This window comes from Pseudomonas sp. EGD-AK9, from assembly GCF_000465935.2.
Lineage (GTDB): Bacteria > Pseudomonadota > Gammaproteobacteria > Pseudomonadales > Pseudomonadaceae > Aquipseudomonas.
In genome coordinates, this window is sequence record NZ_AVOF01000146.1 from 1 (window position 1) to 7619 (window position 7619).

A 7619-nucleotide genomic window follows, 5' to 3' on the forward strand; every position below is an offset into this window, starting at 1 on the left:
TCGTCGCCCTGATGATGTTCGGCGTGTCGCTCGACCTGCGCGCCGAGGATTTCCGCCGCATCGCCCGAGCGCCCAAGGCGCCGCTGATCGGCCTGCTGGCGCAGTTCGTGCTGCTGCCGGCGCTGACCAACCTCACCGGGATCAAGCCCACCTACGGCCGGGTTTCGCGCTGGGGCATGATCGCCTACGCCTCCAGCCTCGATCAGGGCGGCCCGCTGGCCCGCACCGCCGAGGACTGCGCCCTGCTGCTCGGCGCTATGGCCGGCTTCGATGCCAAGGACAGCACCAGCGTCGAGCAGCCGGTGGACGACTACCTGGCCGCCCTGAGCCAGCCGCTGGCCGGCCTGCGTATTGGCCTGCCGAAGGAATATTTCGGCGCCGGCCTCGACGCACGTATCGGCGAGAAGGTGCAGGCCGTGGTCGAGGAGCTGAAGAAGCTCGGCGCCACGGTGAAGGACATCTCGTTGCCGAACATGCAGCACGCGATTCCCGCCTACTACGTGATCGCGCCGGCCGAGGCCAGCTCCAACCTGTCGCGCTTCGACGGCGTGCGCTTCGGCTACCGCTGCGAAAACCCGGTCAACCTCGAAGACCTGTACAAGCGTTCGCGTGGCGAAGGCTTCGGCGCCGAGGTCAAGCGGCGCATCATGGTCGGCACCTACGCCCTGTCGGCCGGTTACTACGACGCCTACTACATCAAGGCGCAGCAGATCCGCCGGCTGATCAAGAACGACTTCGTCGCCGCCTTCAATGAGGTCGACCTGATCCTCGGCCCGACCACGCCGAACCTGGCCTGGAAGCTCGGCGAGAAGAACGCGGACCCGGTTTCCGCCTACTTGGAAGACATCTACACCATCACCGCCAACCTGGCCGGCATCCCCGGCCTGTCGATGCCGGCCGGCTTCGTCGATGGCCTGCCGGTGGGCGTGCAGCTGCTCGGCAACTACTTCCAGGAAGGCCGCCTGCTGAATGTCGCGCACCAGTACCAGCAGGTCAGCGACTGGCATAAACAAGCACCGAGCGGCTTCTGAGGACGACAAAGATGCAATGGGAAACAGTCATCGGGCTCGAGATCCACGCTCAGCTCAGCACCCAATCGAAGATCTTCTCGGCCAGCGCCACCAGCTTCGGCGCCGAGCCCAACACCCAGGCCAGCCTGATCGACCTCGGCATGCCCGGCACCCTGCCGGTGCTCAACGCCGAGGCGGTGCGCATGGCGGTGAAGTTCGGCCTGGCGATCGACGCGCACATCGCGCCGCAGAACGTCTTCGCCCGCAAGAACTACTTCTATCCGGACCTGCCCAAGGGCTACCAGACCAGCCAGATGGAGCATCCCATCGTCGGCAAGGGCCATCTGGACATCAGCCTGGAAGACGGCACGGTCAAGCGCATCGGCATCACCCGCGCGCACCTGGAAGAGGACGCCGGCAAGAGCCTGCACGAAGACTTCCACGGCATGAGCGGCATCGACCTCAACCGTGCCGGCACTCCGCTCCTTGAGATTGTGTCGGAGCCGGACATCCGCTCGGCCAAGGAGGCGGTGGCCTATGTCAAGGCCATCCACGCCCTGGTGCGTTACTTAGGGATTTGCGACGGCAACATGGCCGAAGGCTCGCTGCGCTGCGACTGCAACGTCTCGGTACGGCCCAAGGGTCAGGTCGAGTTCGGCACCCGCGCCGAGATCAAGAACGTCAACTCCTTCCGCTTTATCGAAAAGGCCATCAACCACGAGGTGCAGCGGCAGATCGAGCTGATCGAGGACGGCGGCCAGGTGGTGCAGGAAACCCGCCTGTACGACCCGAACAAGGACCAGACCCGCTCCATGCGCAGCAAGGAGGAAGCCAACGACTACCGCTACTTCCCCTGCCCCGATCTGCTGCCGGTGGTGATCGAGCCAAGCTTCCTCGACGAGGTGCGCGCCAGCCTGCCGGAGCTGCCGGTACAGAAGCGCGAGCGTTTCGAGAGCCAGTTCGGCCTGTCCGCCTACGACGCCACGGTGCTGGCCGCCAGTCGCGAGCTGGCCGACTACTTCGAGGCGGTCAATGCGGTGTGCGGCGACGCCAAGCTGGCGGCCAACTGGGTGATGGGCGAGCTGTCCAGCCTGCTCAACAAGGACAACCTGGAAATCGAGCAGTCGCCGGTGTCCGCCGAACAGCTGGGCGGGATGATCCTGCGCATCAAGGACAACACCATCAGCGGCAAGATCGCCAAGATGGTGTTCGAGGCCCTGGCGGCCGGCGAAGGCACCAGCGCCGATGAAGTGATCGAGAAGAAGGGCCTCAAGCAGGTCACCGACTCCGGCGCCATCGAGAAGATGCTCGACGAAGTGCTGGCGGCCAACGCCGAGCAGGTCGAGCAGTATCGCGCCAGCGACGAAGCCAAGCGCGGCAAGATGTTCGGCTTCTTCGTCGGCCAGGCGATGAAGGCCTCGAAAGGCAAGGCCAACCCGGGGCAAGTGAACGAACTGCTGAAGAAGAAGCTCGAAGGCTGAGCCGGATCGGCTCGCTTGCAACAGCTGTAACGACGCCGGGCTTGCCCGGCGTTCGTTTACCTGGAGAACCAGACGATGCTCATTTGTAACCCGGATGCAATCCGGGAATCCTTGCGCCCCCGGATTGCATCCGGGCTACAGGCCGTCGTCGTGCTCGGCCTGCTCGCCGTGCTCGCCGGCTGCTCCACCTTCGGCAGCGGCAGCGGTAGCGGTGCCACGGAGACCGGCAAGGCCTCCTACTATGGCGACCGCCACCATGGTCGCAAGACCGCCAGCGGCGAGCGCTTCGACCAGCACGCGCTGACCGCCGCGCACCGCAGCCTGCCGTTCGGCACCCGGGTGCGGGTCACCAATCTGAGCAACGAACGCAGCGTGGTGGTGCGCATCAACGACCGCGGCCCCTTCGTGCGCGGGCGCATCATCGACGTCTCGCGCGCCGCCGCCGAACGCCTGGGCATGCTGCGCTCCGGCGTGGTGCCGGTGCGGGTCGAGCAGCTGAAGTGAAACAGGACTGGTAACAAATAGCGCCCCCGCCCCTCTGGCGCGGCGATACGCCATCGCTACACTAGCCGCATTTTTCCCGGAGCCCCCGCAATGACAATGATGACCTACGTCTACCTGATCGCCGGCCTGGTGCTGCTGGTCGCCGGCGCCGAGGTGCTGGTACGCGGCGCCGCCAAGCTGGCCGCGCAGTTCGGCATCCCGCCGCTGATCATCGGCCTCACCGTGGTGGCCTTCGGCACCAGCGCGCCGGAAACCGCGGTCAGCGTGCAGTCGGCGATCAACGGCAGCGGCGACCTGGCGATCGGCAACGTGGTCGGCAGCAACATCGCCAACGTCCTGCTGATTCTCGGCCTGACCGCCCTGGTCGCGCCGCTGATCGTCTCGCGCCAACTGATCCGCCTCGACGTGCCGATCATGATCGGTGCCAGCCTGGTGACCTTCGCCCTGGCCTGGGACGGCGAACTGAGCCGCCTCGACGGCGCCCTGCTGTTCGCCGGCGTGCTGGCCTACACCGGCTTCCTGATCTACAGCGCCCGCCAGGACAAGGGCGGCGCAGACGACGAGTTCGCCAAGGAATTCGGCCTGAACGAACCGGCCAAACCCCATGCCTGGGTGGTCAACCTGGGCCTGATCGTCGCCGGCCTGGTGCTGCTGGTGGGCGGCTCCAACCTGCTGGTCGAAGGCGCCGTGCAACTGGCCCGCGCCCTCGGCCTGTCGGAGCTGGTGATCGGCCTGACCGTGATTGCCGTCGGCACCTCGCTGCCGGAGCTGGCCACCTCGATCATCGCCGCCTTCAAGGGCGAGCGCGACATCGCCGTGGGCAACATAGTCGGCAGCAACATCTTCAACCTGCTGTGCGTGCTGGGCCTGGCCTCGCTGGTGGCGCCGGCGGCGATTTCCGTGTCGCCCAACGCCCTGGCCTTCGACTTCCCGGTGATGATCGCGGTGGCCGTGGCCTGCCTGCCGATCTTCTTCGCCGGCTACCGCATCAACCGCTGGGAAGGCGCGCTGTTCCTCGCCTACTACGCGGCCTACACCGGCTACCTGGTGCTGTTCGCCACCGGCCGGCCGTTCGCCCAGACCTTCGGCGAGGCGATGATCGGCTACGTGCTGCCGCTGACCGCCGTGACCCTCGCGATCATCGCCGTGCGTGCCTGGCACAAGCAGCGCGGCCAGGAGATCTGAACATGAGCGACAACCACGAGCAGGGCCTCAAGGTACGCCGCGAGGTGATGGGCGACGCCTTCGTCGAGCGCGCCCTGGGCAACGCCACCGCGTTCACCCAACCGCTGCAGGACTTCGTCAACGAGCACGCCTGGGGCGGCGTGTGGACCCGAGACGGCCTGCCGCGCGCCACCCGCAGCCTGATCACCCTGGCCGCGCTGACCGCGCTGAAGTGCCCGCAGGAACTCAAGGGCCATGTGCGTGGCGCGCTGAACAACGGCTGCACGGTGGAGGAAATCCGCGAGACCCTGCTGCACTGCGCGGTCTACGCCGGCGTGCCGGCCAGCATCGACGCCTTCCGCGCGGCGCAGGAAGTGATCGAGGACTGCCAGCGCAGCAGTTGAGGTGGGCATGCGGCCGTGGGAGGGGCTTCAGCCGCGAACCCAGCGCGGGTCGCCGCTGCAGCCCCTCCCGCAGGCGGCCCGCCGCTCGCTAGATCCAGCCGCCCCATTGCAATAGCAACAGCCCAACATTGGTGGTCACCACCGCCGCCAAGGTGGTGATCACGATGATCGCCGCCGCCAGTTCGTGGTTGGCGCCCACGGCGCGGGCCATGACGAAGCTGGCCGCCGCCGTGGGGCTGGCGAAGTAGAGGAAGAGGATCGCCAGATCCGCCTCGCGAAAGCCGTACAGCCAGGCGCCCGCGGTTGCCAGCAGCGGCAGCCAGACCATCTTCATCAGGCTGGAGCTCAGCGCCGTGCCGCTGCTGCGGCGCAGCGAGGCCAGGCTGAGGGTACCGCCGATGCAGATCAGCGCCAGTGGCAGGGTCATCTGCGCGAAGTACTCGGCCGAGGTCAGCAGCCAGTCCGGCAACGCGATCCGCCAGTAGGCGAAGGGAATCGCCAGCAACACGCCGATGATCAGCGGATTGCTCAGGATGCTCCTGGCGATGGCCAGCGGCCCGGTCTTGGCGCCGGGGCTGTAGATGGCCAGGACGATGGCCGAGAGCACGTTGTAGCAGAGGATCACCACCCCGCCGAGCACCGCCCCCAGGGACAGGCCGTAGTCGCCGTAGAGGCTGGTGGCCAGAGCCAGACCGACGATGCCGTTGTTGCCGCGAAAGGCGCCCTGGGTGTAGATGCCGCGATCCTCGAAGGGGATGCGCCAGATCGCCCAACCCCAGGCCAGGACGAAGCAGACCAGGGTGGCGGCGACGAAGAACAGCAGCAGCGCCGGCTGCAGGGCGGTGCCCAGATCGGCCCGGACTATGCCGAGAAACAGCAGGGTCGGCATGGTGCCGCGAAACACCAGGCTCGAGGCGGTATCGATAAAGGTGCGGTCGATCCAGTGCAGGCGCTTGAGCGCCACGCCGAGAAACAGCATGGCGAACACCGGCGCGGTGATGGCGAGGGTTTGCTGGACGACGGCGAACATGGCGATCCCGGCGGGAGTTGTATGACGACCTATGTTAGCCGGCTAATCATTGCCCTGCTACCGTCGCCCGTTCGATTCCGTAGCCCGGATGCAATCCGGGGTTGACGGTTGCGTTTGACGCGCAGTCAGCGCCGTACCGGACGCTTCTGCAACTTGCGCTGCAGGGTGCGGCGGTGCATGCCGAGGGCGCGGGCGGTGGCGGAGATATTGCCTTCGTGCTCGGCCAGCACGCGCTGGATATGCTCCCACTGCAAGCGATCCACCGACATCGGGTTTTCCGGCACCAGGCTGTCGAGGTCGGCGTGTTCGGAGAGCAGCGCGGTGAGCACGTCGTCGGCGTCGGCCGGCTTGCACAGGTAGTTGGCCGCGCCGCGCTTGATCGCCTCCACCGCGGTGGCGATGCTGGAGTAGCCGGTGAGGATCACCACGCGCATCTCCGGATCGAGCTCGAGCAGCTTGGGCAGCAGCACCAGGCCGGAGTCGCCTTCCATCTTCAGGTCGACCACGGCGTAGTCGGGCAGGTCTTCCCTGGCCAGGGCCAGGCCCTCGTCGGCATTGGCCGCGGTGGACACGCGCAGGCCGCGGCGGCTCATGGCGCGGGCCATGACGCGGGTAAAGGTGGGATCGTCGTCCACCAGCAGCAGGTGCGGTTGCTCTTCGCCGTCGAACAGGGATTCGTCGCTCATGGTCTTTCCTTGTCAGGCCACGCCATAGGCTCGCGGCAACTTCAGTTCGGTGAGGGTGCCGCCTTCTTCATGGTTATACAACTTAACCGTGCCGCCGGCACGGGTCACGCTGGCCTGGCTGAGGAACAGGCCGAGGCCGAAGCCCTTGCCCTTGGTGGTGAAGAACGGCCGGCCGAGCTGCTCGGCGATCGCCAGCGGCACGCCGGCGCCGTGGTCGCGGATGCTCAGACGCAGCCACTGGTGATCCCAGTCGAGGCGGATGTCGAGTTTGTCCGGGCAGGCGTCGGCGGCGTTGTTGAGCAGGTTGAGCAGCGCCTGGGTCAGGTCGGCCGGCGGCATCAAGCGCGGCGGCGTGCCGCGGCCCAGGCACTGGTAGCGGTAGCTGGCCTCGGGGCGCATCAGGTGCCAGCGATTGAGGGTGGTTTCCAGCCACTCGACGCAGGACTGCTCGACCACCGCCTGGCGCCGGTCCGCCTCGGCGGCGCGCACCAGTTGCTGCAGGGTGTCCTTGCACAGCTTGACCTGTTCCTGCAGCAGCGCCAGGTCGTCCTGCAGCGCCGGCCTGTCGCGGTACTCCTGGCGCAGCTCCTTGAGCAGCACGCTCATGGTCGCCAGCGGCGTGCCCAGCTCGTGGGCGGCGCCGGCGGCCTGGGTGGCCACGGCCAGCAGTTGCTGGTCGCGCAGACTCTCCTCGCGGCGCTCGGCGCGCAGCTCGTCCTGGCGGCGCAGCTCCTCGGCCATCTTGGCGACGAAGAAGGTGATCAGCGCCGCGGACAGGGCGAAGCTCAGCCACATGCCGTAGACCAGCAGGCTCTCGCGCGCCGCCGGCAGCTCCAGCGGATGGGTCCACACCAGCAGCAGGGTGTAGCCGGCCAGCGCCAGGCCGGCGAGGACGATGGTGAACAGCCACGGCAAGGTCGCCGCGGCGATGGTCAGCGGCACCAGGTAATAGGAGACGAAGGGGTTGGTCGAGCCGCCGGTGTAATACAGCAGCACGCTGTGGATGATCAGGTCGCAGGCCAGCTGCACCGCGTATTCCAGCTCGGTGACCGGCCACGGGCCACGCAGCCGCAGGGCGGTGCCCAGGCACAGCAGCAGCGACACGCCGAGGGTCGCCGACAGCTCCAGCCAGGGCAGCGGAAGCATCCCCGACTTGTAGGCGAGCCCCACCGAACCGGCCTGGGCGGCCAGCACGAGGATACGGATCAGGGTCAGGCGCCAGAGGTTCTGGCGACTGGCGGACAGCAACTGCACGGGTTCGAGCATGACAACTCCCTAGGTGCGCGGAGTATAACCAAGCCCGACGCGGCCTTCCGCCGCTGCGGCAACCTGCCGCATGC

General features: G+C 67.3%; 8 protein-coding genes. 5 read left to right on the forward strand and 3 right to left on the reverse strand.

The genetic code is table 11. From position 1 onward, the window contains the following. The 5 genes from N878_RS08335 to N878_RS08355 form a co-directional block, all read left to right on the forward strand. Positions 1-1031 (forward strand): amidase (locus tag N878_RS08335; RefSeq protein WP_021443210.1); only part of this gene is annotated, 1031 nt, incomplete at its 5' end. Positions 1032-1042: 11 nt separating this feature from the next. Continuing rightward, a complete protein-coding gene (gene gatB / locus N878_RS08340; protein WP_021443211.1) occupies positions 1043-2491 on the forward strand; it encodes an Asp-tRNA(Asn)/Glu-tRNA(Gln) amidotransferase subunit GatB in 1449 nt (482 codons plus the stop codon). A 75-nt stretch (positions 2492-2566) separates the two neighbouring features. Beyond that, the gene (locus N878_RS08345) at positions 2567-2995 is read left to right on the forward strand and encodes a septal ring lytic transglycosylase RlpA family protein (RefSeq protein WP_036987538.1); all 429 of its coding nucleotides are present in this window, start codon (positions 2567-2569) and stop codon (positions 2993-2995) included. A gap of 90 nt (positions 2996-3085) precedes the next feature. Continuing rightward, positions 3086-4180, forward strand: coding sequence for a calcium/sodium antiporter (locus tag N878_RS08350; RefSeq protein ID WP_031302916.1), 1095 nt, complete (start codon positions 3086-3088; stop codon positions 4178-4180). Between the two features lie 2 nt (positions 4181-4182). Beyond that, positions 4183-4563, forward strand: a complete 381-nt coding sequence (locus tag N878_RS08355) for a carboxymuconolactone decarboxylase family protein (RefSeq protein ID WP_021443214.1) — start codon at positions 4183-4185, stop codon at positions 4561-4563. A gap of 88 nt (positions 4564-4651) precedes the next feature. On the opposite strand, the gene N878_RS08360 is transcribed toward N878_RS08355, so the two are convergent. From N878_RS08360 to N878_RS08370, 3 genes are all read right to left on the reverse strand, one after another. Continuing rightward, positions 4652-5593 carry an AEC family transporter gene (locus tag N878_RS08360; RefSeq protein WP_021443215.1) on the reverse strand — a complete coding sequence of 314 codons (942 nt, stop codon included), beginning with the start codon at positions 5591-5593 and terminating at the stop codon, positions 4652-4654. A gap of 125 nt (positions 5594-5718) precedes the next feature. Next, a complete protein-coding gene (locus N878_RS08365; RefSeq protein WP_021443216.1) occupies positions 5719-6279 on the reverse strand; it encodes a response regulator transcription factor in 561 nt (186 codons plus the stop codon). Positions 6280-6291: 12 nt separating this feature from the next. Continuing rightward, positions 6292-7545 (reverse strand): ATP-binding protein, encoded by a 1254-nt coding sequence (locus tag N878_RS08370; RefSeq protein ID WP_021443217.1) that lies wholly within the window; start codon positions 7543-7545, stop codon positions 6292-6294. Between the last annotated feature and the right edge of the window lie 74 nt (positions 7546-7619).